This window comes from Achromobacter aegrifaciens, assembly GCF_902859965.1.
Lineage (GTDB): Bacteria > Pseudomonadota > Gammaproteobacteria > Burkholderiales > Burkholderiaceae_B > Achromobacter > Achromobacter aegrifaciens.
In genome coordinates this window covers 823,133-844,860 of the sequence record NZ_CADIKO010000002.1, presented here as the reverse complement: position 1 = coordinate 844,860, position 21,728 = coordinate 823,133, and the positions used below count along the sequence as shown (strand labels likewise).

19 protein-coding genes and 1 pseudogene are annotated in these 21,728 nt (G+C 65.7%); 8 read left to right on the top strand and 12 right to left on the bottom strand.

From position 1 onward, the window contains the following. Positions 1-54 precede the first annotated feature (54 nt). The 3 genes from glnH to glnQ all read left to right on the top strand — a co-directional run bounded on the left by glnH (position 55) and on the right by glnQ (position 2,332). Positions 55-807: a glutamine ABC transporter substrate-binding protein GlnH gene (gene glnH, locus HV793_RS15080; protein WP_054454063.1), complete on the top strand. Its 753-nt coding sequence runs from the start codon at positions 55-57 to the stop codon at positions 805-807. Positions 808-950: 143 nt separating this feature from the next. After that, positions 951-1,607, top strand: coding sequence for a glutamine ABC transporter permease GlnP (glnP, locus tag HV793_RS15075; RefSeq protein WP_054454065.1), 657 nt, complete (start codon positions 951-953; stop codon positions 1,605-1,607). Then, positions 1,604-2,332 (top strand): glutamine ABC transporter ATP-binding protein GlnQ, encoded by a 729-nt coding sequence (gene glnQ, locus HV793_RS15070; RefSeq protein ID WP_054454067.1) that lies wholly within the window; start codon positions 1,604-1,606, stop codon positions 2,330-2,332. Before glnP ends, glnQ begins: the two co-directional genes overlap by 4 nt. A gap of 47 nt (positions 2,333-2,379) precedes the next feature. Here the strand turns inward: glnQ and HV793_RS15065 are convergent, their stop codons facing one another. From HV793_RS15065 to HV793_RS15045, 5 genes are all read right to left on the bottom strand, one after another. Next, positions 2,380-4,677, bottom strand: a complete 2,298-nt coding sequence (locus HV793_RS15065) for a RelA/SpoT family protein (RefSeq protein ID WP_054454071.1) — start codon at positions 4,675-4,677, stop codon at positions 2,380-2,382. 21 nt (positions 4,678-4,698) lie between these two features. Further along, positions 4,699-4,902: a DNA-directed RNA polymerase subunit omega gene (gene rpoZ, locus HV793_RS15060; protein ID WP_006219679.1), complete on the bottom strand. Its 204-nt coding sequence runs from the start codon at positions 4,900-4,902 to the stop codon at positions 4,699-4,701. 44 nt (positions 4,903-4,946) lie between these two features. Further along, complete coding sequence (gene gmk / locus HV793_RS15055; protein WP_175213450.1) at positions 4,947-5,579, bottom strand: guanylate kinase; 633 nt, start codon at positions 5,577-5,579, stop codon at positions 4,947-4,949. 102 nt (positions 5,580-5,681) lie between these two features. Next, positions 5,682-6,599, bottom strand: a complete 918-nt coding sequence (locus HV793_RS15050) for a c-type cytochrome (RefSeq protein ID WP_175160442.1) — start codon at positions 6,597-6,599, stop codon at positions 5,682-5,684. Next, complete coding sequence (locus tag HV793_RS15045) at positions 6,596-7,300, bottom strand: c-type cytochrome (RefSeq protein ID WP_054454075.1); 705 nt, start codon at positions 7,298-7,300, stop codon at positions 6,596-6,598. Before HV793_RS15045 ends, HV793_RS15050 begins: the two co-directional genes overlap by 4 nt. 333 nt (positions 7,301-7,633) lie before the next feature. Here HV793_RS15045 and HV793_RS15040 point away from each other — a divergent pair, with 333 nt between their 5' ends. Next, a complete protein-coding gene (locus HV793_RS15040) occupies positions 7,634-8,404 on the top strand; it encodes an SDR family oxidoreductase (protein WP_054454077.1) in 771 nt (256 codons plus the stop codon). A 101-nt stretch (positions 8,405-8,505) separates the two neighbouring features. Here the strand turns inward: HV793_RS15040 and HV793_RS15035 are convergent, their stop codons facing one another. Further along, positions 8,506-9,105: a C40 family peptidase gene (locus HV793_RS15035; protein ID WP_054454079.1), complete on the bottom strand. Its 600-nt coding sequence runs from the start codon at positions 9,103-9,105 to the stop codon at positions 8,506-8,508. Between the two features lie 311 nt (positions 9,106-9,416). On the opposite strand from HV793_RS15035, the gene HV793_RS15030 reads away from it, so the two are divergent. Together HV793_RS15030 and HV793_RS15025 are read left to right on the top strand one after the other, a co-directional pair. Then, positions 9,417-10,916, top strand: a complete 1,500-nt coding sequence (locus HV793_RS15030) for an AMP nucleosidase (RefSeq protein ID WP_425321803.1) — start codon at positions 9,417-9,419, stop codon at positions 10,914-10,916. 134 nt (positions 10,917-11,050) lie between these two features. Continuing rightward, positions 11,051-12,610 (top strand): amino acid permease, encoded by a 1,560-nt coding sequence (locus HV793_RS15025; RefSeq protein ID WP_054454080.1) that lies wholly within the window; start codon positions 11,051-11,053, stop codon positions 12,608-12,610. A gap of 7 nt (positions 12,611-12,617) precedes the next feature. Here the strand turns inward: HV793_RS15025 and HV793_RS15020 are convergent, their stop codons facing one another. From HV793_RS15020 to HV793_RS15010, 3 genes are all read right to left on the bottom strand, one after another. After that, on the bottom strand, positions 12,618-12,902 hold the full coding sequence (locus HV793_RS15020) for a helix-turn-helix domain-containing protein (RefSeq protein WP_082400972.1): 285 nt from the start codon (positions 12,900-12,902) through the stop codon (positions 12,618-12,620). After that, on the bottom strand, positions 12,899-13,243 hold the full coding sequence (locus HV793_RS15015) for a type II toxin-antitoxin system RelE/ParE family toxin (protein ID WP_119451589.1): 345 nt from the start codon (positions 13,241-13,243) through the stop codon (positions 12,899-12,901). The genes HV793_RS15020 and HV793_RS15015 overlap by 4 nt, the downstream gene beginning before the upstream one ends. Before the next feature lie 237 nt (positions 13,244-13,480). Beyond that, positions 13,481-14,413 (bottom strand): YicC/YloC family endoribonuclease, encoded by a 933-nt coding sequence (locus HV793_RS15010; RefSeq protein WP_119451588.1) that lies wholly within the window; start codon positions 14,411-14,413, stop codon positions 13,481-13,483. Positions 14,414-14,594: 181 nt separating this feature from the next. Here HV793_RS15010 and rph point away from each other — a divergent pair, with 181 nt between their 5' ends. Further along, a complete protein-coding gene (gene rph, locus HV793_RS15005) occupies positions 14,595-15,329 on the top strand; it encodes a ribonuclease PH (protein ID WP_054454085.1) in 735 nt (244 codons plus the stop codon). A gap of 65 nt (positions 15,330-15,394) precedes the next feature. Here the strand turns inward: rph and HV793_RS15000 are convergent, their stop codons facing one another. After that, the gene (locus tag HV793_RS15000; RefSeq protein ID WP_175213449.1) at positions 15,395-16,771 is read right to left on the bottom strand and encodes an MmgE/PrpD family protein; all 1,377 of its coding nucleotides are present in this window, start codon (positions 16,769-16,771) and stop codon (positions 15,395-15,397) included. A 16-nt stretch (positions 16,772-16,787) separates the two neighbouring features. Continuing rightward, the gene (locus HV793_RS14995) at positions 16,788-17,948 is read right to left on the bottom strand and encodes an acyl-CoA dehydrogenase family protein (protein WP_054454089.1); all 1,161 of its coding nucleotides are present in this window, start codon (positions 17,946-17,948) and stop codon (positions 16,788-16,790) included. 170 nt (positions 17,949-18,118) lie between these two features. Here HV793_RS14995 and HV793_RS14990 point away from each other — a divergent pair. Continuing rightward, a pseudogene (locus HV793_RS14990) lies at positions 18,119-19,594 on the top strand (methyl-accepting chemotaxis protein); the annotation flags it as partial. Between the two features lie 150 nt (positions 19,595-19,744). Here the strand turns inward: HV793_RS14990 and HV793_RS14985 are convergent. Beyond that, positions 19,745-21,598: an EAL domain-containing protein gene (locus HV793_RS14985; protein WP_054454091.1), complete on the bottom strand. Its 1,854-nt coding sequence runs from the start codon at positions 21,596-21,598 to the stop codon at positions 19,745-19,747. Positions 21,599-21,728: the final 130 nt, after the last annotated feature.

The window sequence follows — 21,728 nt, the reverse complement described above, 5'->3', positions numbered from 1 at the left end:
TCATGCCCCTACAACAACCCCGGGGTGCCGACTGGTCCCCAAGAGGAGAGTTTCATGATCAAACGCAAAGTCGCCGCCGCACTGGTCGGCCTGTCCGTGGCCATGTTCGGTGCCGTCTCAGGCGCGCATGCCCAAGGCAAGGAATTGGTGGTGGCCACCGATACCGCTTTCGTGCCGTTCGAGTTCAAGCAGGGTAATACCTACGTGGGCTTCGACGTGGATCTGTGGGCGGCCATCGCCAAGGAACTCAACCTCAAGTACAAGCTGCAGCCCATGGACTTCGCGGGCATCATCCCGGGCCTGCAAACCAAGAACATCGACGCGGCGCTGGCCGGCATCACGATCCGCGACGACCGCAAGAAGGTCATCGACTTCTCCGATCCCTACTACGAAAGCGGCCTGGCCATCCTGGTCGGCGAAAAGAACACGGACATCAAGGACGCCAAGTCCCTGGCCGGCAAGACCGTCGCGGTCAAGACCGGCACCGCCACCGTGGACTTCCTGAAGGCGCAGGTGCCGGATGCGAAGCTCAAGCTGTTCCCGAACATCGACAACGCCTATCTGGAACTGGCTACCGGCCGCGTCGACGCCGCGGTGCACGACACGCCCAATGTCCAGTACTACGCCAACACCGCCGGCAAAGGCCGCGTGAAGGTGGTCGGCTCGGTCAAGAGCGGCGACTTCTACGGCATCGCCTTCCCCAAGGGCAGCGATCTGGTGCCGCAGGTGAACAAGGCGCTGGCCACGCTGAAGGCCAACGGCCAGTACGACGCCATCTATACCAAGTGGTTCGGCAAGAAGCCCTGAGCATCCGGGTCCGCATTGCATTCCGGGACCGCCCGGCATCGGCCTGCGCCGGCTGATGCCGGCAGCTACGCCGCAGTCGGGCGTATGGTCCCGCGCCGCTCCCGCCGCGCTACGGCGCGGCGCCGCGCCATAGGGGGAATATCGTGGAGTTTGACTGGACTGTAATCAGGGACGCGCTACCCAATCTGCTCGAGGGTACGCTGATGACCATCAAGATCACGTTCTGGGGCTTGTTCGGCGGTTTTTTGCTGGGCGCGCTGTCCGGCGTGACAAGGGCTTACGGGCATCCCATCCTGTCGGCCATCGCACAGGTCTACGTCGCGGTCATCCGCGGCACGCCGATCGTGGTGCAGGTGATGTTCATCTACTTCGCCTTGCCTTTGCTGGCGAACATCCGGGTGGACGCGGAGTGGGCGGCCATCGTCACGCTCATCATCAATTCCGGGGCCTACATTTCCGAGATCGTGCGCGGCGCGCTGCTATCGGTGCACAAGGGCCTGAAGGAAGCCGGACAGGCCATGGGGCTGCCGTTCCACAAGATCCTCTTCCACATCATCGGGCCGGTGGCGTTCCGCCGCATGATTCCGCCGCTGGGCAACCAGTGCATCATCAGCCTGAAGGATTCTTCGCTCTTCATCGTGATCGGCGTGGCCGAACTGACCCGGCAGGGCCAGGAAATCATGGCCAGCAACTTTCGCGCCGTCGAGATCTGGTCGGCGGTGGCAATCGTCTACCTGATCCTGACCGGCCTGATGGCGTTGGGCCTGCATCTGATTGAAAGAAGGATGCGCATACTATGAGCATGGTTGAATTCCACAACGTCACCAAGACTTTCGGCGAGTCCGTGGTGCTCAACGGGATCTCGCTGAACATCGACGCGGGCGAGGTCGTGGTGGTGGTTGGGCCCTCGGGTTCGGGCAAGTCCACCTTCCTGCGTTGCATCAACGTGCTTGAAACCATCAACGATGGCGATCTGCTGGTCGATGGCCTGAGCGTGAACGGCGGGGCCGCGCAAGTGCGCGAAATCCGGCGCGAGGCGGGCATGGTGTTTCAGCAGTTCAATCTGTTCCCGCAGATGACGGCGCTGGAAAACGTCATGTTCGGCCCGATCCATACCCGTGGGCAAAGCCGCGCCGAGGCGCGTGAGCTGGCCGAAAGCCTGCTGGCCAAGGTCGGCCTGGCCGAGCGCATGGACCACTATCCGTCCGAGCTTTCGGGCGGCCAGCAGCAGCGCGTGGCGATTGCGCGGGCGCTGGCCATCAAGCCCAAGCTGATGCTGTTCGACGAGCCCACGTCGGCGCTGGATCCGGAGCTGCGCCACGAGGTGCTCAAAGTCATGCGCGACCTGGCCGAGGAGGGCATGACCATGGTCGTGGTCACGCATGAGATGGAGTTCGCGCGCAAGGTGGGCAGCCGCCTGATCTTCATCGACGCGGGCAAGATCGCGCATGACGGGCCGCCTGGCGAATTGCTGAGCAATCCGCCCAGTCAGCGGCTCAAGGATTTTCTGCAGCACGTGACCTGAGCAGGGCAGTGCAGGGCTGGCGATTCAGCCCTGCACTGAAGAACTGCTCAACCCTTCACGCGCACGATCTTCTGCACTTGCGGCACGTGCCGGATGGCGCGGATCACCTGCGCCAGGTGCTTGCGGCTGTCGACCTGGATCGTCAGATGCAGCGACACCGTGGCGACCGCGTCGTCGTGCATGGTGACGTGCACGATGTTGGCGTCGGCCGCCGTGACTTCCGCCGCCAGCCGGCCCAGCACGCCGCGTTCGTTGCGCGTGACGATGTCCAGGCGCGTGGCCAGGTGCTTGGCGGTGTTGTTGGGGTCCCAGGCGACGTTGATCCAGCGTTCTGGTTCGCGCAGGCGCTGGCGCATGGCCACCGGGCAATCGGCGGTGTGCACCACCAGTCCGTGTCCCATGCGCATGCCGGCGATGATGGGGTCGCCCGGCAGCGGGCCGCAGCAAGGCGCCAATTGCACCGCCTGGCCCTCATTGCCCTGGATCAGGATGGGGGCGCTGCGCGCCGAGGTCAGCTCGTCCACGGCAGCGGCCGTGGTTGCGACCAACTGGTGTTCGGGCGCGAAGCGGCGCGCCACCACGGCGGCCAGGCGCTTGCCCAGGCCGATGTCGGCCAGGATTTCCTCGCGCGAGCTGGCGCCGGTGCTGCGCGCCAGCTTCTGCCAGGCCGGGTCGTCGGTGGCGGGCAGGGGCATGTGCAGCTCTTGCAGCGCCTGGCCCAGCAGGCGTTCGCCAAAGGCCACCGATTCTTCGTACTTGACTGTGCGCAGGTAGTGGCGGATTTCAGAGCGCGCGCGGCCGGTGCGCACGTAGTTCAGCCATTGCGCGTTCGGACGGGAGGCGGGGGAGGTGACGATTTCCACCGTGTCGCCGCTGTTGAGTTCGGTGCGCAACGGCACGAACTCGCCGTTGACCTTGGCGGCCACCGCCTGGTTGCCGATGTCGGTGTGGATCGCGTAGGCGAAGTCCACCGGCGTCGCGCCGCGGGGCAGCGAAATGATCTTGCCGCGCGGCGTGAACACGTAGACCGCGTCGGGGAATAGATCGACCTTGACGTGCTCCAGGAATTCGCCGGAATCGCCGGTCTGGCTCTGGATGTCCAGCAGCGATTGCAGCCACTGGTGGGTGCGCTTCTGCAGGTCGTTGAGGGTCAGGTCCGCGCCCTTGTAGAGCCAGTGCGAGGCCACGCCTTCTTCCGCAACGTGATGCATGTCGCGGGTGCGGAACTGGAACTCTACCGGTGTGCCGTAGGGGCCGACGAGCGTCGTGTGCAGGGACTGGTAGCCGTTCACCTTGGGGATGGCGATGTAGTCCTTGAACTTGCCGGGCACGGGCCGGTAAAGCTGATGCAGCGTGCCCAGCGCCAGGTAGCACTCGGGCAGGGTGTGCACGATGACGCGGAAACCGTAGATGTCCAGGACGTCGGAGAACGACTTCTTCTGGTCGACCATCTTGCGGTAGATGCCGTAGAGCGTCTTCTCGCGGCCGGTGACCTCGGCTTCGATGCCGGCGGCGGGCAGCGAAGCCCGCACCGAATCGGCGATCTTGGTGATGACCTCGCGGCGGTTGCCGCGCGCGGCCAGCACGGCCTTGTACAGCACCTGATAGCGGTTCGGGTACATGGCCGCAAAGCACAGGTCCTGCAGTTCGCGGAACAGCAGGTTCAGGCCCAGGCGATGCGCGATAGGCGCGTAGATGTCCAGTGTTTCGCGCGCGATGCGGCGGCGCTTTTCCGGATTGACCGCGTCCAGCGTGCGCATATTGTGCAGGCGGTCGGCCAGCTTGATGAGGATGACGCGCACGTCGCGCGCCATCGCCAGCAGCATCTTGCGGAAGCTCTCGGCCTGTTGTTCGGCCTTGGTGGCGAAGTCCAGGCGGTCCAGCTTGGACAGGCCGTCGACCAGTTCTGCGACTTCAGGGCCGAATTTCTCGGCCAGCTCATGCTTGGCGATGCCCTGGTCTTCCATCACGTCGTGCAGCAGGGCGGCGGACAACGCGTTGACGTCGAGCTTCCAGCCTGCGCAGATTTCGGTGACGGCGATGGGGTGAGAGATGTAGGGCGAACCGCTGGCGCGGAACTGGCCCAGATGCGCCTGGTCCGCGAAGCGATAGGCTTCGCGCACGCGCTCTACGTCTTTCTTGTCGAGATAGCTGCCGATGATTTCGGTCAGCGGCGCCAGCGAAGCGACCGGCGAGGCGGTCGCGTCCGCCGCTTCTTGCGCGGCGACGGACGGTGGCGTGGGGGGAGTCTTGTCTTTCTTGCCGGTGCGGCGCCCGAGACGGGAGCCGGCACGCAGTGCGGCAAGCAGACCTGATGAAGCGTACTTCAGCCCGGGAAAAGCCATGCTTGCCGCCCCCGGAGATTATCAGGTGGGTACTTTACGCAGCATTTCCACGCCGGTGAGGCCGCCCGCGATTTCGCGCAGGGCAGTGACCGTGGGCTTGTCTTTGCTGTCCAGGCGCGGGGCATGGCCTTGCGCCAACTCGCGGGCGCGGTAGGTCGCGGCCAGCGTGAGCTTGAAACGATTGGGGATTTGATTCAGACAGTCTTCGACGGTAATGCGAGCCATTAGGACACCTGGTGCTGATGGAGGATAGGGAGAATGCGTTCGGCTCAGTGCTCGGCCGGGATGCCCAGCTGCGAGAACAACTGGCTGTGGCGGGCGGCCTGAGACGAAAAGCGCAGCCGTGCGGCGCTGACTATTTGAGTCAATTCCGACAAGGCCACGCTAAATTCTTGATTAATAATAACATATTCGCATTCAGGCGCGTGGGCGATTTCGCCGCCCGCGGCCATCAGGCGGCGCGCGATCACCTGGGGCGCGTCCTGGCCGCGCGCCTTGAGCCGGCTTTCGAGTTCATCGATGGACGGCGGCAGCACGAATACGCCGATCGCGCCGGGGAAGCGCTGCTTCACCTGGCGCGCGCCTTGCCAGTCGATCTCCAGCAGCACGTCGCGGCCGGCGCGCGTGGCTTCGTCGATGCGGTCTCGCGGCGTGCCGTAAAAGTTGCCATGCACTTCCGCCCATTCCAGCAGGTTGTTGCCCTCGCGCAGGAGCTTGAATTCCTCCGTGGACACGAAGCGGTATTCGCGGCCGTCTTCCTCGCCGGGGCGGGGCGCGCGGGTGGTGCAGGAAATGGAGAGCAGGATGGAGGGGTCTTGCTGGAGCAAGGCCTTGACCAGGCTGGACTTGCCGGCGCCGCTGGGCGCGACGACCATGAAGACGTTTCCGGAATTGGCGGACATGAATGTGGCAGGCGTGTGATGCTAAGACACGAAGAATAACAAATCACGCGGCCGGGCAGGGGGGAACCCGCAAGCCGGCCGCGTGATCTGCGCCTGCCGGACTCAGCCGCCCGCCTTGGCGGCGGCCTGGGTCAGCTTGCCACCGGCTGGCGGCGAGTCGCTGCCCAGCAAATGGCCGTTGACCTCGATACCGTAAAGCGAGTCGTCGGAGTCGTGGTACTTGGCCCGGGTTGCGGCGACAGACTCTGTATAGCGCGGATCCTGCGGACGCTCGTGCGCATTCATGAAGTAGGCGACGTCCCAGGCTTCCTGGTCGCTCAGCATGCCGGCCTGTCCGAGCGGCATGTTGGCCTTGATGAAGCCGGCGGCATTGCCGATCTGGTGCATGCCCGCGCCCCAGTTGAAGGAGTCCGCGCCCCACAGGGCGGGGAACACCCAATGCTTGCCGTTCTTCTGGCCTTGGCCCTCGGCCCCGTGGCAGACCGCGCAGTATTGCGCATAGACCTCGCTGCCGCGCACGTAGTCGGCCTTCTTGGAGGGCGCGGGCAGCTTGCGGTAGCCCTGGCCCTCCAGCACCACGCCGGTGGGCGCCTTGCTGGCCAGCCAGAACATATAGGTCTGCAGCGCGGTCAGGGTGGGATCGTCCGCGGCGGGCGCCTTGCCATTCATGCTGAAGCGGAAACACCCTTGCAGGCGTTCGGCCAGGGTGTTGACGTGGCCGTTCTTGGCGCGATAGGCGGGGTAGAGCACGTAGGCAGCCCACATAGGCGCGGAGTCCGGCCGGCGGCCGGCGTCCAGGTGGCAGCTGACGCAGTTCAGGTTGTTGCCGACAAACTTGGCGGCGTTCTGCGGGGTGTGCAGGAAGATCTGTTCGCCTTCGCGCACGGCTTTGCCGAAATCGTTGTCGGGGATGGACGCGGCCGACGGCGGCGTGAAGGACGGGCGGGGTTCGGCCGCAAACGTGGCGGCGGACGCGAACAGACAGGCGGCGGACAGCAGGCGCAGGCTGGTGGCGGTCATTGCTGGGCTCCCGCGGCGGTGTTGGCTTGCGCGGCAAGCTGGTCGGCGGCCTTGGGCAGGCCTGCATAGTAGGCGGAGACGGCGTCGATCTCGGCGCTGGACAGGCGCGTGGCTACGGCCGGCATCAGGCCCAGCGGACCCGGAGGGCGCTGGCCTTGCTGCCAGGCGCGCAGTTGGCCCGCGATGTAGGCAGCGGGCTGGCCCGCCAAGGCGGGGAAATTCGCGCCGACGCCGATGCCGCCCGGCCCGTGGCACTGGTTGCAGGCGGGCACGTTCTTGTCCCAGGCGCCGCGGGTGGCCAGCCAGGCGCCGGTGTCGGCCGGCTTGGCCGGATGCATGGCGGTGGCGGCCAGTTTGTCGATGTCCAGCGCGGAAGGCAGCGAGGCGTAGTACTGCGCTACAGCCTTGCGCTGCGCCGGGTCCAGCGCCTTGGCGGTGGCGGCCATGACCGGGCTGACGCGCGAGCCATTGGCCATGGCTTCGAGCTGTTCGTCCAGGTACGCACTGCCCATGCCGGCCAGTTGCGGAAAGCCGGCGGCGGGATTGCCCTCGCCACGGGCGCCGTGGCAGGTGATACAGGCGGGCGCGCCGTTGGCGCCCTGGGTGCTGATCTGCTTGCCGTCGGGCGCGCTTTGCGCACCGGCCGAGGCGGCGTACAACGCGCTCAGGACCAGTGCGGCGGGTAGGGACCTTGGGGTCATAGAACCTGCTCCGTGGGTGTTATTGGATTTTTGGTAATAAGCTAATTTCCAGGAATTATATAAAGACTTGTGACGGATCAACACGGGATTGTCGGCCCTGTGGCATGCGTTGCGCGGATTTTTTCTGCGCGGAATAGCTGAGCGGGTGCGGATCCGCCGGTCGCGATCGCTGCAGGAAAAACGGGTCTTCCGGCGCATTTGGCAGCTTGTCCATGCCGGGTAATTTTTGCTTGCGTGTGACGCGTTCGAATGTGTCACGGCTGGAACCTTCGCTTGCAGCATGGCCAGAATGATTGGGGTAGCATTCCGCCGATCGATAACAAGGAGAATCCGATGCAAGCGAACGAGATCGAACACCCGCGCGTGGCGCTGGTCACCGGCGCCGGTACCGGCATAGGCCGCGCGGTGGCGCTGGAATTCCTGGCGCAAGGCTATCGGGTCGTGTTGGCCGGCCGTCGCCGCGAACCGCTGGAAGCCACCCGCACCGCGGCGGGCGAGGACGGCGTGAGGGCGCTGGTGGTGCCCACGGATGTATCCGACGAGCAGGCCGTGCGCGAACTATTCGATGCGGCGCAGCGCGAATATGGCCGGCTGGACGTGCTGTTCAACAATGCCGGCCGCGGCGCGCCCGCGATGCCGATCGAGGAGTTGCCCGTATCGCTGTGGCGCGAGGTGGTGGACACCAACCTGACCGGCATGTTCCTGTGCGCGCAAGCCGCCATTCGCGTGATGAAGGCGCAGAATCCGCGTGGCGGGCGCATCATCAACAACGGTTCGATCTCGGCGCATGCGCCGCGTCCGTTCTCCATCGCCTACACCGCCACCAAGCACGCGGTGACCGGGCTGACCAAGTCCATTTCGCTGGATTGCCGGCCCTACAACATCGCTTGCGGCCAGATCGACATCGGCAATGCCGCCACCGACATGACCGAACGCATGGCCGCAGGCATCCTGCAGGCGGACGGCAGCACCAAGGTGGAGCCGCGCATGGATGTGGCGCACGTGGCGCAGGCGGTGGCCGCCATGGCGCGCCTGCCGCTGGAGGCCAACGTGCAGTTCATGACCATCATGGCGACCAACATGCCCTTCGTGGGCCGGGGCTGAAACGCGGCAAGCCTGCGGCGGCGCGTCCTTGCTGGACTGGCCGCGGCAGGCTGTGGTGCCTCCCCCAAAGGGCGTCGGCAGCGACGCCCCGATTTTTTCCGTCAGCGGGCGGAAGCCTGGGCCAGCATCTGGCCCGGTTGCATATCCAGATAGCGCCGGGCGCCGACGTAGCGCTTGGTCCAGTACGAATTCTTCATTTCGTCCACACGCACCTTGGTGCCGCGGCGCGGAGCGTGGACAAACTTGTTCTGGCCGATGTAGATGCCGACGTGCGAGGTCACGCCGCGGCCGCGCGTGGCGAAGAACACCAGGTCGCCGGGGCGCAGATCCTGCTTGTTGGCGACGGATTCGCCAGCGGTGCGTTGAGCGCGCGCCGTGCGAGGCAGCTCCAAGCCGGCGATTTCACGGAAGACGTGCAGGACCAGTCCGCTGCAATCGAAACCGTCGGCATCGTCGCCGCCCCAGCTATAGGGGGTGCCGATGGCATCCAGGCCGGCTTGCACGACACGGTCGCGCAGGGTGGGGACGGTGGGTTCCTGGGCCAGGCGCAGGCCGGTAAGCGAGGGGCGGGCCTGCTCGGAGCGGACGGACGCCTGGGCGGCGTCGGGAATCCAGGAAAGGGTCAGGGCGATGATGGGCGCTGACAGGAATACGGGAATGCGTAGTTGGGCAATTCGGGCTTTTCGCGTGGGCGGCGTCATTACGTCACTTCAAGAATCGGAGTGGGCGGCATGGCTTTGCCTGGACAGGCAAGCCGGCGGAAAGGGGGGCAACACCGGGACGTAAAACCCCGGACTGCCATGTGATTGTAATGGAATAATGTTTCATTACATTTGTAGTGCAATGCAGCATTCTTGTCGGTGGAAGTTACGGCGCGCGCAGCTTCCCGGGCCGTCGAATATGACATTTCATCTGGCGCGGGCTCGGGCATAATCGTCGCAATCGGCCCTGCGGCCCGGCAAGCCGGCAGCGGCCGCGGTTACAGATAAGATGAGAAGCGGAGTAAAGCTCGATGATGAACGCAGTGCACCCTTTGTCTTCCATGAGCCGGCCAGAAGCCTTGCCCTTCGAGCCGTTCCAGGATGCGGTGGCGGCAGTGGAGCGCCTGATCGAAATCTATGCGCGCAATACCGCATTCCTGCGCGCCGCCTTCCGTGAAGTGCTGAAAGGCTCGACCAACGGCCGCGAGCGCGCCCGAGCCTACTACCCGGCCATCCGCATCGTGGTGGAAACCTACGATCCGATCGATACCCGGCTGTCCTACGGCCACGTCGCCGAACCGGGCATTTACCAAACCACCATCACCCAGCCCGCGCTGTTTCGCGACTACCTGATCGAGCAGGTCAGCCAGCTGCTGCAGAACCACCGCGTGGCGGTCGAAGTCGGCGAGTCCGATTCGCCCATTCCGCTGCATTTCGCCTTCCCCGAGGGCGCCTACGTCGAGGGCGAGCACCTGGAGGCACTCAAGCGGCCCCTGCGCGACCTGTTCGACGTGCCCGACCTGGCGGTGACGGACGATGCCATCGTCAACGGTTCCTGGCGCGGCAAGGAGGGCGAGCCCAAGCCGCTGGCGCCTTTTACGGCCCAGCGCGTGGACTATTCGCTGCACCGCTTGCAGCACTACACCTCGACCGCGCCCGCGCATTTCCAGAATTTCGTGCTGTTCACCAACTACCAGTTCTACGTGGACGAGTTCTGCGCCCGCGCCCGCGCGCTCATGGCCGGCGGCAACGAAGACTACGAAATGCTGGTGGAGCCGGGCAACCGCATCACGCGCCGGGGCGAAAGCGGCCCGGGCGACGAGGACCAGGCGGTCCGCCTGCCGCAGATGCCGGCCTACCACCTGGTGCGCGGCGACCATTCGGGCATCACGCTGGTGAACATCGGCGTGGGACCGTCCAACGCCAAGACCATTACCGACCACATCGCCGTACTGCGCCCGCACGCCTGGCTGATGCTGGGCCACTGCGCGGGCCTGCGCGATTCGCAGCGCCTGGGCGACTACGTCTTGGCTCATGGCTATGTGCGCGAGGACCACGTGCTGGACGCCGACCTGCCAACCTGGGTGCCGGTGCCGGCGCTGGCCGAGGTGCAGGTGGCGCTGGAGCAGGCGGTCGAAGAAGTGGCCGGGCTGTCGGGCTGGGATCTGAAGCGCATCATGCGCACGGGCACGGTCGCCACCATCGACAATCGCAATTGGGAACTGCGCGATCATCTGGAACTGGTGGAGCGTTTTGCACAGTCCCGCGCGATTGCGCTGGACATGGAATCCGCCACCATCGCGGCCAACGGCTTCCGCTTCCGCGTGCCGTACGGCACCTTGCTGTGCGTGTCGGACAAGCCTTTGCATGGCGAACTGAAGCTGCCCGGCATGGCCAGCGCCTTCTACCGCCGCCAGGTGAATCAACATCTGGAAATCGGCATCCGCGCCCTGGAGCGGCTGCGCGACATGCCGCCGGAACGCCTGCATTCGCGCAAGCTGCGCACCTTCATGGAAACGGCGTTTCAATAGGTTCGTCGATCCGTCCCCGAGGCCGTCCGATTTCACCGGATGGGGCCTCTTGCGCTATTCTCGCCGGTTGCTTGGAAATTCCCAGGCACCTGGCGTTGCGCACAGGTGCCTTCATGACCTGAAGGAAATGCATTTTGGCACCATCGGAACACGATGAACGTCGCTCAGGCGGCACGCGCGAGGCGAAGGCGAACCCGCCTTCCGAACTGCGCCGCACGCTGTCCGCGCGCCACCTGACCATGATTGCGGTGGGCGGGTCCATCGGCACCGGCCTGTTCGTGGCCTCCGGCGCGACCATCGCCAAGGCCGGCCCCGGCGGGGCGCTGCTGGGCTACGTGCTGATCGGCATCATGGTCTATTTCCTGATGACCAGCCTGGGCGAACTGGCCGCCGCGATGCCGGTTTCCGGTTCCTTTTCCACCTACGGCGCGCGCTATGTCGAGGACGGCTTCGGCTTCGCCCTGGGCTGGAACTATTGGTACAACTGGGCGGTGACCGTGGCGGTGGACCTGGTGGCGGCGCAACTGGTCATGGCCTACTGGTTTCCCGACGTGCCGGGTTTCTATTGGAGCGCCCTGTTCCTGGCGATCACCTTCGGCCTGAACGCCATGTCGGCGCGCGGCTTCGGCGAGGCAGAGTTCTGGTTCGCGCTGATCAAGGTGATCGCGGTGCTGGCGTTCGTGGCCATGGGCGTGATGATGCTGCTGGGCATCATCCGGGGCGGAGAAACGGGCGGCCTGGCCAACTGGACCGTGGGCGATGCGCCGTTCTCAGGCGGCTTCGCGGCGCTGATCGGCGTGGCCATGGTGGTGGGCTTTTCGTTCCAGGGTACCGAGCTCATCGGCATCGCCGCCGGCGAATCCAAGGACCCGGCGCGCAACCTGCCGCGCGCGGTGCGCCAGGTCTTCTGGCGCATCCTGCTGTTCTACGTGGCGGCCATCCTGGTCATCGGCCTCTTGATTCCCTATACCGACCCGCACCTGCTGCGCAACGAGGTCGAGGACATCAGCGTCAGTCCCTTCGCGCTGATCTTCGAGCGGGCCGGCCTCCTGGGGGCGGCTTCGGTCATGAACGCGGTGGTGCTGACGTCGGTATTGTCGGCGGGCAATTCCGGCATGTACGCGGCTACACGCATGCTTTACAGCCTGGCCCGCGAAGGCAAGGCGCCGCGCATCTTCGGCCGCATCTCGCGCAGCGGCGTGCCGCTGTGGGCGCTGCTGGCGACGACGGTCGTGGCGGCGCTGTGTTTTTTCACCTTCATTTTCAGCCCCAACGCCGTCTACATCTGGCTGCTGAACACCTCCGGGATGACGGGCTTCATCGCCTGGCTGGGCATCGCCATCAGCCACTACCGGTTCCGCCGCGGCTACGTGAAGCAGGGCCATAACCTGGCCGATCTGCCGTATGTGTCGCCGTTCTTCCCGTTCGGGCCGATCTTCGCTTTCGTGCTCTGCCTGATCATCACCCTGGGGCAGAACTACCAGGCGTTCCTGCAGGACAAGATCGATTGGGGCGGCGTGGTCGCGACCTACATCGGGATTCCGCTGTTCCTGCTGATCTGGGCCGGCTACCGGCTGGCGCGCGGCTCGCGCTTCGTGAACTACCGGGACATGCATTTCCCGGATGCGCGGGCGCGTAGTGCTTATCTGGATTCAGCGCTGCGGGGGGAGCCTGCGGCGGGCGAGGCGAGGTGAGGGCTGGTCAAGCCAACGCTTCGATGACGGCCTCAGGGTTCCGTTCGATGACGTTAAGTAGTACCAGGGCAGGGCCGCGCGGTGAGCGATCACCGCGTTCCCAATGTCGCAGCGTGGCAGTCGAAAAGCCGAATCGGGCTGCGAATTGTTCCTGGGTCATTCCGACTTTGGCGCGTACGGCTTTGACGTCAACCTCGCGGGGGCGATGCAGGCGAACGCCGCGTGTATCTCCCTGCGCGTGGGCAATCGCTTCTTGCAAGCCTTGCTTGATGCCGTCGAATGCAGTGCTCATGATCTTGTTTGTCCTTTCCAGATATTCACCAGCAAAGTCACCATGCCGGCTAGCTCGTTGCGTTGGGCCTTAGTCAGATTGGCTTTATCGTTTTTCGCAAAAAGCGTCAGCAAATATAGCGGCATAAGATCATCGTGGTAGTAATAGATGATGCGCGCGCCGCCGCTCTTGCCTTGCCCGCTACGACGCCAGCGCAATTTGCGGACTCCACCGGTGCCCTCCATGATGTCTCCCGCCTTCGGATGCCCGGCCAGGTAGTCAACCAGGTCTTGACGCTCGTTTGGCAGCAATAGTCTGTCGGCAAGACGAATGTAATAGGGCAGTTCCGCAATGCCATGCATGGGTTGTCGCAAAGTTAATTCTAATCCATTGGATTAGTTCGGCAAGGTCAGACTTCCGGCATCGAGGCCAGGACGCAAGCACGTATATCAACAGCTACAGGCCAATGCGGGGCGGGCGAGCCCTTAAAACCAGACGAAAAGCAGCCCTTACGTACTGGATCATCCATCCAGCAGGTAAGGGCTGCTTTTTTTACGCCAGGATCCGGCGCCCATTCAGAGGCGCCATCGCGTATCCCGCTATTCGATGTTCTGTGCCTGTTCCCGCATCTGCTCGATCAGCAGCTTCAGGTCCATGGCGGCGCGGGTGACTTCCATGCTGCCGGCCTTGGAGCCCAGGGTGTTGGCTTCGCGGTTCATTTCCTGGAACAGGAAGTCCAGGCGCTTGCCCGCGCTGCCGGCGTTCTTTTTGCCGGAGGCGGGTTTGCCGCCGCCGTCGCCCAGCAGGTGGCGCAGTTCTTCCAGGTGCGAGCGCAGGCGGGAGAGTTCTTCGGCCACGTCGATGCGCAGGGCGAACAGGTTGGCTTCCTGGGACAGGCGTTCGGACAGTTCCGCGCCGGAAATGTGGGTGAAGCCGCCGGGGAAGGCGGATTCCACGCTTTCGCGCAGCTTGGAAGCCAGCTTGTCGCGGTGGTCCGCCAGCAGTTGGGGCAGGTGCGCCTGCACCAGCTCGACGATGCGCGCGACGCCGTCGGCGCATTCGCGCATCATGCCGGCCAGGCGTTCTCCTTCGCGTGCGCGGCCTTCCTGCAGCTGGGTCAGGGCCTGCTGGGCGGCCTGCATGCAGGCGGCGCCCCAGACTTGCGGGTCGAGCGCGTCGTTGGCGCGCTGGCCGGGCCAATTGAACAGTTCCACCAGGCGGGGGGCGGCGATGTCGGGGAGGATGCGGCGCGCGGCCTGCAGCTGTTCGGCCAGGCTTTCGAGCCAGGCCGGTTCCAGCTTGGACAGGTCGGTGCTGGCGTTGCGCGTGTAGGAGACGCGGATTTCGACCTTGCCGCGCGCCAGATTGGCGGTCAGCAATTCGCGCAGCGGCGTTTCCACGTGGCGCAATTCGTCGGGCAGGCGGAAGTAGAGGTCAAGGAAGCGGCTGTTGACGCTGCGGAATTCGAGCGCAAGCGTGCCTTGCTCGAGATCAGCGCGGGCGTTGCCGAAGGCGGTCATGCTGCGAATCATGATGTGCGTGTCCTGGTAATGCTTTTTATTGGGAACCGGCGGGTGTGCGCGCCAGCCGGTTTTTCGGCGCGGACCCTTTCATTTGTACCGGTTATATCGCGGCAGGATACTCCAAGCGGCGTTTTCCTGCGGCGCCACCCCGTACAATGCGGCGGATCTAAGCCACGTCTGGAGTTTGCCTGTGACCACTACCCCCGCCATCGCCCGTCCTTCGGGCCGCGCCGTCGACGAACTGCGGCCGTTCAGCCTGGAGCGCGGGTTCACGCGCTACGCCGAAGGTTCGGTGCTGGTGAAGGCCGGCAACACCCATGTGCTGTGCACGGCCAGCGTACTTGAGAAGGTACCGCCTTTTCTGAAGGGCAAGGGGGAAGGCTGGGTAACGGCTGAATACGGCATGTTGCCGCGCGCCACCCATACGCGCGGCGACCGCGAGGCCGCGCGCGGCAAGCAGAGCGGCCGCACCCAGGAAATCCAGCGCCTGATCGGCCGCAGCCTGCGGGCCGTGTTCGACATGAAGGCGCTGGGCGAACGCACGCTGCACCTGGACTGCGACGTGCTGCAGGCCGACGGTGGCACGCGCTGCGCCAGCATTACCGGCGCCTGGGTGGCCGCGGCCGACGCCGTCGCATTGCTGATGCAGCGCGGCGACCTCGCCGCGAACCCGATCCGCGATGCGGTGGCAGCGGTGTCGGTCGGCTTGGTACAAGGTCGCGCGGTGCTGGACCTGGATTACGAGGAAGACTCGGCCTGCGACGCCGACGTAAACGTGATCATGACCGGCAGCGGCGCATTCGTGGAAGTGCAGGGCACGGGCGAGGGCGCCACCTTCACCCGCGCGGAACTGGACACGATGCTGGTGTTGGCCGAAAGCGGCATCGCCGGCCTGGTGCGGGCGCAGCGCGCGGCGCTGGCCTGATCGGCGCCAAAAGAAACGGGTTGGACGCGCACCCCGCGGCCAACCCGTAGATTCGTCTGCAGGCTTTACTTCGACGCCAGCAGCATTCCCATTTTTTCCGCCTTTTCCAGATTCCAGATCGCGGCGATCAGCCCGCGCAGCTCTTGCTCGGTAGCGGCGTCCGCGTAGCGGCCCAGGCTTAGCGTCTTGTCCTCGATTTCCGCCCGGCTCAGGGTATTGCCCGGATCGCCCTTGGGTTCATCCACGCGGCCATGCAGCTTGCGGCCGTCGCGGGTGTAGACCGTGACCTTGCCGATCCAGCGCTGAGGGTAGGCGCCGTCGACCTCCGGGTCGAGTTCCATTTCGACCTTGCCGCGGAACGTGGCCACGCCCGGATCGTCCAGGCCGGCATCGAATTCCGCCAGGCCTGCGCGGCCCTGGCGGGCGATCAGGGCCAGGACGGTGCCCATCGAGAACTTGGACTGGTGCACGGTCTGCGGATTGACTACCGGCCCCAGCACGTCGATGGCGCCCTGGTGCACGTGGGCCACGACGCGCTCGATGTCGGCTTCGGTCAGCTTGTTGTCGCGCAGCGCTTGCTGTAGTGCGTCGGCAGCGGGGTGGGTGTGGCGGCAGGAAGCGTGGAACTTGAACGAGGTCTCGGCCAGCGCCCAGCGTTCGCCCAAGCGGTCGCACAGGCGGCTCGGGTCGGCGTCGGTGGACATGCCGGCCGCCATGCCCTGCGGACCTTCCAGGATGTGGCGCGCGCCGGTGAAACCTTCGCGCGCCAGATAGGCGGCGGTGATGCCGTCGGCCGCGGCCTTGGCGGTGTGCAGTTGCTTGGAGTCGGCGGCGTCGCGCAGGAACTCCCAGAGGCCCGCAGCCTGCGTGCCGGCCGAGCCCAGCGCGTGCAGCATTTCCTCGGGGGACAGGTTCAGCAGCCGGCCGGTGGTGACGGCGGCGGCCAGCGTGCCTGCGGTGCCGGTGGTGTGGAAGATCTTGTAGTGCGAACGGCCCAGGAATTCGCCGACGCGGATTCCCACTTCGTAGCCCGCAACAGAGGCGACCAGCAGGTCGCGGCCCGAGCGGCCCAGCGCTTGCGCCACGGCCAGCGCAGGCGGGAACACCACGGCGGCGGGGTGGAACACGGAACCGTTGTGCACGTCGTCCTGCTCGACCACGTGGGCGGCCGCCGCGTTGACCATGGCGGCGAACAGCGGCGTGGTGCGGCGGCGGGTGATCAGGACTTCGCTGGGGCCGTCGGCCGGACCCATGGCGGCGGCGTAGCGGTCGATGGCCTGCACCGCGCGCGCCGAAGCGCCCGCCAGAATGGACGCCAGGCAGTCCAGCAACAGGTCCTCGGCGCGGCGCAGCACCGGCGCCGGGATGTCTTCATAGCGCAGGTTGGCGGCGAAGGCCGCGAGTTCGGCGCTCAGGTGCGGGATATCTTTGGCAGCGGTCATTGATGTCGGGGTCCGGTCAGAAGGAGCGGGGCAGGCCCAGGATGTGTTCGGCCACGTAGGACAGGATCAGGTTGGTCGAGATCGGCGCGACCTGATACAGGCGGGTTTCGCGGAACTTGCGCTCCACATCGTATTCCGTGGCGAAGCCGAAGCCGCCGTGGAATTGCAGGCAGGCATTGGCGGCTTCCCAGGACGCGTCGGCAGCCAGCAGCTTGGCCATGTTGGCTTGTGCGCCGCAGGGCTCGTGGGCGTCGAACAGGCGGCAGGCCTCGTAGCGCATCAGGCTGGCCGCTTCGACGTTGATGTGGGCGCGGGCGATGGGGAACTGCACGCCCTGGTTCTGGCCGATGGGGCGGCCGAACACCATGCGCTCCTTGGCGTAGGCGGTGACCTTGTCCACGAACCAGTAGCCGTCGCCAATGCATTCGGCGGCGATCAGGGTGCGTTCGGCGTTCAGGCCGTCCAGGATGTACTTGAAGCCCTTTCCTTCCTCGCCGATCAGGTTCTCCTCGGGGATTTCGAGGTTGTCGAAGAACAGCTCGTTGGTCTCGTGGTTGACCATGTTGGGGATCGGCCGGATCGACATGCCGTGCTTCACCGCATGATGCAGGTCCACCAGGAAGATGGACATGCCTTCCGACTTGCGCGTGACCTGGTCCAGCGGCGTGGTGCGCGCCAGCAGGATCATCAGGTCCGAGTGCTGCACGCGCGAGATCCAGACCTTCTGGCCGTTGATGACGTAGCGGTCGCCGCGCTTGACCGCGGTGGTCTTGATCTTGGTCGTGTCGGTGCCGGTGGTGGGTTCGGTGACGCCCATGGACTGCAGGCGCAGTTCGCCGGCGGCGATGCGCGGCAGGTACTCGCGCTTCTGGGCTTCGGAGCCGTGGCGCAGCAGCGTGCCCATGTTGTACATCTGGCCGTGGCAGGCGCCGGAATTGCCGCCGCTGCGGTTGATTTCTTCCATGATGACAGACGCTTCGGTCAGGCCCAGGCCGGAGCCGCCGTATTCCTGCGGGATCAGCGCGGCCAGCCAGCCGGCTTCGGTCAGCGCGCGGACGAAGGCTTCGGGATAGCCGCGTTCTTCATCGACCTTGCGGAAGTATTCGGAGGGGAACTGGGCGCAGAGATCGCGCACGGCTTCGCGGATGTCCTGATAGGCGTGGGAGGCGTTGGTCATGATGCTGTTTTCTGTATGGGTAATGGATCGGTACACCGTGGAATGTGCCGCATGCCGCCGCCCCTGCCAATTCACAATTGCTTAATACGGGGTTCGGTTTCATGACGGGAGTTTGTCATCCCGGCGCCGGGGTTGTGTCAAGAAATTGCCAAACTGGGTGTCCATAATCCATGCGAACGCCGCCGCTGGCGGCAGGTTTTGTATGGACTGATATGCGGAAAAACATCAGGGTCACGACGGCGTTGTCGGCCATTCTTGCGTTGTTCGTGGTGCTGTTCGCGCTGGCGGCAGCGGCAGGAATCTCGGTGCTGCGGGAAAACCGGACGGACATAGAAGCGCTGGGCCGGGGCAGCATCGAACGGGCAGGCGATCTGGCCGACATGACCAGCCGGCTGTTCCAGGCGCGGGCCGCGCTGACGGATGCCAAGACGGCGATGGAAGGCGGGCTGGAAGAGGCGCGCAACGAGTCGCTGGCGCACGCCGAGGCGCTGCTCAAGCAGGCCGGGGAAAGCCTGGGACGCTTGCGCGCCAATCCCGACATCAGCGCCGAGGGCGCGCCGTTGTTCGATGGCGTATTGGCGGCCTACGCCGCCTTCGCGGACAAGACGCTGGCGCCCATGCATGCGGCGATCAAGGGCTGGAACGGGATCGAGGTGAACCGCCTGGTGGACAAGGCGCTGCCGGCCAGCGGCGCTGCCTACGTCAAGCAGGCCGACGCCTACCAGACCTACGCCCGCGATCAGGGGCAGGCGGCCGTGGCCAGCGCCAGCCTCACGCTGCAGCGGGTGATCGCGGTGGCGGCCGGGGTGCTGGCGCTGGTGCTGCTGTTGGCTGTGCTGATCCGCCTGGCGTTCCGCCGCAGCATCCTGCGGCCGCTGAATGAAGCAGGGGCGCATTTCGACCGCATCGCCGACGGCGACCTCACGGGCGCGATCGCCATGCGCGGCGACAACGAGATCGGTGTCCTGTACAGCGCCATGCGGCGCATGCAGAAAGGGCTGTCGGCGGCAGTGGCCTCGGTGCGCCATGGCGTCGAGGAAATCCATACCGGTTCCGGCGAGATCGCCGCGGGCGGGGCGGACATGTCGGACCGTACCGCGCGTCAGGCGGGCTCGCTGCAGGAAGCGTCGGCCAACATGATGCAGCTGGCGCAAACGGTGCAGCTGACCGCCGGCAACGCCGACCTGGCCAGCCGCCAGGCGCTGGGCGCGACCCAGCTGGCGCAGCGCGGTGGCGCGGCGGTGGAGGAAGTGGTGCAGAGCATGCAGGGCATCGCCGAAAGCGCCCGCCGCATCGGCGAGATCGTGGGCGTGGTCGACAGCATCGCGTTCCAGACCAACATCCTGGCGCTCAATGCCGCGGTGGAAGCGGCGCGCGCGGGAGAGCAGGGAAAGGGCTTTGCCGTGGTGGCGGGCGAGGTGCGCTCGCTCGCCCAGCGCAGCGCGCAGGCCGCCAAGGAAATCAAGGGCCTGATCGAGGACTCCGCGGCGCGCGTGGAGGCGGGCGTGCGTCAGGTCAGCGTGGCCGGCGACACCATGCGCGACATGATGCAATCGGTGGACCGGGTCACGCAGATCGTGGCCGAGATTTCCAGCGCGACGGCCGAGCAGGCGGCGGGCATCGCCTCGGTGAACCATGCGGTGGCGGACATCGAACGCTCGACGCAGGAGAATGCCGCCATGGTGGAGCAGACCGCGGCCGCTGCCGCCGCGCTGGAAGCCCAGGCGCAGGGTCTGCGCCGGGCCGTGGCGGTGTTCCAGATCGCCCAGCCGGCCGATGGCGCGGCCGGGCAGGGTTCAGCTATCCAGCTGCGGCAGGATGCCGCCGGTGTAGCGCTCGGCCACCAGCGACAGGTTCCCGTGCTTGACCTTGTGCTTGACGTGAGCGGCGGCCGACGCGATGTCCTCAGGGCGGATGCGCTCGCATAGCGATGGCGTGACGGTGAGGGCGCCCACGCCCAGCGTCACGAAGGGAAAGAAGCGCGGCACGCCGTAGCGGTCCTCGGCCTCGATCCCGCCGTTGCGGCGGCCCTCGTCGTCGTACAGGTCCATGGCGCGGTCGTTGAATTCCGCGATGATGCGCTGGGCGCGCGCCATCCAGTCGGGGCTGCGCAACAGCACCACGAAGTCATCGCCGCCCACATGGCCGACGAAGTCGCGCTGCGGATCGCAGTGGCGCTTGATGACTTCGGCGGTCAACATGATCATGTCGTCGCCGCGCCAATAGCCATAGACGTCGTTGAAGGGCTTGAAGTTGTTCAGGTCGCCATAGCAGATGGTGAAGTCGTCGGCGTCTTCGAGCAGCGTGGCGATGTGGCGGCTGATGGGGATGTTGCCAGGCAGCGAGGTCAGCGGATTGGCGTAGCGCGCCGCCTCGATGCGCATCTCGGTGACCGAGCGCACCAAGGTTTCGCCGGTGGCCAGGCCGTCGTAGCGGCCTTCGCGCGTGATGATCAAGCCGTCCATCAGATAGCGCTGGTCTTCCGAGATCAGCACGTGGCTCAACTGGTCGATGGATACGTTCAGGTCCACCAGCACCGGTTCGGCATTCATGAAGGTGGAGCAGGCGTCCCGCCCGAACAGCTCGCGCGTGTAGCGCTGGGCGTAATGTTCCGAGAAATCGCGCCGGTTGATGATGCCGACCGGCCGGTTGTCGTCGTCGATCACCGCCACCGCGTGCATTTCCTTGTGTTCGATGAACAGCCGGTGCACGTCGTCATTGGTGTGTCCGGTCAGCCGTACCGCCGGCGCTTCGACGCGCAGGCTGGCCGCCGTGCCGCCGACGCCGCGGGCGGGCGTTGCGGCCGGCGCGCGTTGGCGCAGCGAATCGCGCAGCGGCGGCGCCAGCTCGGTCAGCAGCATTTCCTCCGGCCGGCCCAGCAGCCAGCCTTGCGCGTAGCGGATGTCCAGCTCGCGCACCACGGCCAGGTCCTCGGCGGTCTCGATGCCTTCGGCAACGATGGTGGTGCCCAGGTGCTGCGCCACTTTCAGGATGGCGCGCACCATGTTCTGCTTGCGCTCGTCCTGGCCGATGCCGTCGAAGAAATAGCGGTCGATCTTGACCAGGTCCGGCTGCATCTCGGCCCAGAGCTGCAGATTGGAGTTGCCCACGCCGTAGTCGTCCAGCGCAACACGCATGCCATGCGCCCGCAGGCAGGCAAATGCGCTGGACAGCTCCGCCATGTGCTCGGACAGCGGATCCTGCTCGGTGAGTTCGACGATGATGCTGGAAGGCGCGAGCGAGCAATTCTTAAGCAGGCGCTCGGGCATTTCCTCGCCCCACAGGGTCCAGTAGTGCAGCAGCGCCGAACCGGACAGGTTCAGGAACAGCATGCCGGAGGCGTCGTGCTGGTGAAAGCCCTGCGCGCCGGCGCGGAAGCTCGCCAGCTCCAGCTGCGGATGCAGGCCCTGGCGGCGGGCCTCGGCGAACAAGGCGTCGGGAAAGTGCAGGGCGGTGTCGACGGGGCCGCGGATCAGGCTTTCATGGCCGTAGATGCGGCTGTGCGAAAGATCGACCACGGGCTGGAAGCGTGGGCGCAGCAGCCGTTCCCGCAGGATGCCGGCCAGGCTCACGTGCGCTGACGCGCTGTCCAGGGGGGATGAGGGCGCGCGGGCCGCTACCGGCCGGGGCAAAGCGTGAATGGGGTCCATCGCCGGTGCGTTCAGATACTATCAGTGACAAGTTTGATCATGTTGACAACAAAATATGTCCGCGTTGTTTCGTCGATGGCAGGCGCGCCATATTCAATTAGGGTCAGTATCACTGTCAACCCTGGCGCAA

Bases quoted from the DNA above. Each gene is read 5' to 3' on its own strand.
- HV793_RS14985 (WP_054454091.1), bottom strand. From the start codon at position 21,598: ATGGACCCCATTCACGCTTTGCCCCGGCCGGTAGCGGCCCGCGCGCCC.
- HV793_RS15015 (WP_119451589.1), bottom strand. From the start codon at position 13,243: ATGCATGGCATTGCGGAACTGCCCTATTACATTCGTCTTGCCGACAGA.
- glnQ (WP_054454067.1), top strand. From the start codon at position 1,604: ATGAGCATGGTTGAATTCCACAACGTCACCAAGACTTTCGGCGAGTCC.
- rpoZ (WP_006219679.1), bottom strand. From the start codon at position 4,902: ATGGCTCGCATTACCGTCGAAGACTGTCTGAATCAAATCCCCAATCGT.
- HV793_RS15020 (WP_082400972.1), bottom strand. From the start codon at position 12,902: ATGAGCACTGCATTCGACGGCATCAAGCAAGGCTTGCAAGAAGCGATT.
- gmk (WP_175213450.1), bottom strand. From the start codon at position 5,579: ATGTCCGCCAATTCCGGAAACGTCTTCATGGTCGTCGCGCCCAGCGGC.
- HV793_RS15000 (WP_175213449.1), bottom strand. From the start codon at position 16,771: ATGACCGCTGCCAAAGATATCCCGCACCTGAGCGCCGAACTCGCGGCC.
- HV793_RS15065 (WP_054454071.1), bottom strand. From the start codon at position 4,677: ATGGCTTTTCCCGGGCTGAAGTACGCTTCATCAGGTCTGCTTGCCGCA.
- HV793_RS15030 (WP_425321803.1), top strand. From the start codon at position 9,417: ATGATGAACGCAGTGCACCCTTTGTCTTCCATGAGCCGGCCAGAAGCC.
- HV793_RS15010 (WP_119451588.1), bottom strand. From the start codon at position 14,413: ATGATTCGCAGCATGACCGCCTTCGGCAACGCCCGCGCTGATCTCGAG.
- HV793_RS14995 (WP_054454089.1), bottom strand. From the start codon at position 17,948: ATGACCAACGCCTCCCACGCCTATCAGGACATCCGCGAAGCCGTGCGC.
- HV793_RS15050 (WP_175160442.1), bottom strand. From the start codon at position 6,599: ATGACCGCCACCAGCCTGCGCCTGCTGTCCGCCGCCTGTCTGTTCGCG.
- glnH (WP_054454063.1), top strand. From the start codon at position 55: ATGATCAAACGCAAAGTCGCCGCCGCACTGGTCGGCCTGTCCGTGGCC.
- HV793_RS15040 (WP_054454077.1), top strand. From the start codon at position 7,634: ATGCAAGCGAACGAGATCGAACACCCGCGCGTGGCGCTGGTCACCGGC.
- HV793_RS15045 (WP_054454075.1), bottom strand. From the start codon at position 7,300: ATGACCCCAAGGTCCCTACCCGCCGCACTGGTCCTGAGCGCGTTGTAC.
- HV793_RS15035 (WP_054454079.1), bottom strand. From the start codon at position 9,105: ATGACGCCGCCCACGCGAAAAGCCCGAATTGCCCAACTACGCATTCCC.